The 1,685-nt window shown below is 69.9% G+C and carries 1 protein-coding gene; it reads right to left on the bottom strand.

The features are described from left to right. Positions 1–99: 99 nt before the first annotated feature. Positions 100–1,685: 2-oxoacid:acceptor oxidoreductase subunit alpha (locus tag ABD324_RS35815; RefSeq protein WP_344427924.1), on the bottom strand; the 1,586-nt coding region annotated here is incomplete at its 5' end.

Raw genomic sequence — 1,685 nt, 5'->3', positions numbered from 1 at the left:
GGACCTCCTGGTCGGAGGTGTAGTCCTTGGCGGTCTGCTTCTCGTCGGTGTGCGGGACGAGATCGAGGCCACCGATGGACGGGAGACCGAGGTCGGTGCTCATGCCATCGCTCCGTTGGTGGTGCCGGTGCTGGTACGTGCGCTGGTGTTGGGGTGGGTGCCGGTGAGGTAGTCGAGGAACACGTCCTGCAGCTCCTCGGCCTTGAACGGCAGCCCGGAGACCTTGGTGTAGCTCTTGGCGTCGACCAGGAACTTCCCGCGCAGCAGCAGGACGAGCTGGCCGAGGTTCATCTCGGGGACCAGCACGGTCTTGTACCTGCGGAGGATGTCGCCGAGGTTGGCCGGCATCGGGTTGAGGTTGCGGATGTGCACGGTGGCGATGGCGTGGCCCATCCCGCGCACCCGGCGCGCGCCGGCGACGATGGGGCCGTAGGTGGAGCCCCAGCCGACGACGAGGACCTCGGCCTCGCCCGACGGGTCGTCGACGACCAGGTCGGGGACCTCGATGCCGTCGATCTTGGCCTGGCGCAGCCGCATCATCCGGTCGTGGTTGTCCGGGTCGTAGGAGATCGAGCCGCGCCCGTCGGCCTTCTCCAGGCCACCGATGCGGTGCTCCAACCCCGGGGTACCCGGCACCGCCCACGGCCGGGCCAGGGTCTCGGGGTCACGCAGATAGGGCCAGAACTCCGCGGACCCGTCCGGGGCGTTGGGCTCGGTCGCGAACCCGGGATCGACCGGCTCGAGGGTGGAGGCGTCCGGGACCTTCCACGGCTCGGACCCGTTGGCCAGCGCCCCGTCGGAGAGCACCATGACCGGGGTCCGGTACTTCACGCTCATGGCGGCGGCCTCGACCGCGGCGTGGAAACAGTCACCCGGCGACTGCGGGGCGATCACCGGCAGCGGCGCCTCGCCGTTGCGGCCGAACATGGCCTGCAACAGGTCCGCCTGCTCGGTCTTGGTCGGCAACCCCGTCGACGGCCCGCCGCGCTGCACGTCGATGACCAGCAGCGGCAGCTCGAGGGCGACCGCGAGACCGATGGTCTCGGCCTTCAGGGCGATACCCGGGCCGGACGTGGCGGTGACACCCAGGACCCCGCCGAACGAGGCGCCGAGGGCGGCGCCGACGCCGGCGATCTCGTCCTCGGCCTGGAACGTGGTCACACCGAACGCCTTGTGCTTGGACAGCTCGTGAAGAATGTCGCTCGCGGGCGTGATCGGGTAGGCGCCGAGGAACACCGGCAGCCCGGTGACCCTGCCCGCCGCCACGATCCCGTAGGACATCGCCGTGTTCCCGGTGATCTGCCGATACGTGCCCGGGGCGAGTTTGGCCGGGGCGACCTCGTAGGTCACCGCGAACGCCTCGGTGGTCTCGCCGTAGGCGTGCCCGGCGCGGAAGGCCAGGATGTTGGCCTCGGCGATGTCGGGGCGCTTCGCGAACTTCTCCCGCAGGAACCGCTCGGTGCCCTCGTGCGGGCGGTGATACATCCACGACAGCAGGCCGAGGGCGAACATGTTCTTCGCCCGCTCCGCGTCCTTCTTCGACAGGCCGGTCTCCTCCAGGGCACCCCGGGTGAGGGTGGCCATGGCGACCTCGTGGACCTGGAAGTCCGACAGCGACTCGTCCTCGAGGGGGTTCTGCTCGTAGCCGACCTTGGTCAGGTTCCGCTTCGTGAACTCGTCGGTGT

It is taken from the genome of Pseudonocardia ailaonensis (assembly GCF_039531635.1).
In the GTDB taxonomy this organism is placed as follows: domain Bacteria; phylum Actinomycetota; class Actinomycetes; order Mycobacteriales; family Pseudonocardiaceae; genus Pseudonocardia; species Pseudonocardia ailaonensis.
The sequence above is the reverse complement of the archived record's forward strand: the minus strand, read 5'-3'. Positions and strand labels throughout refer to the sequence as shown.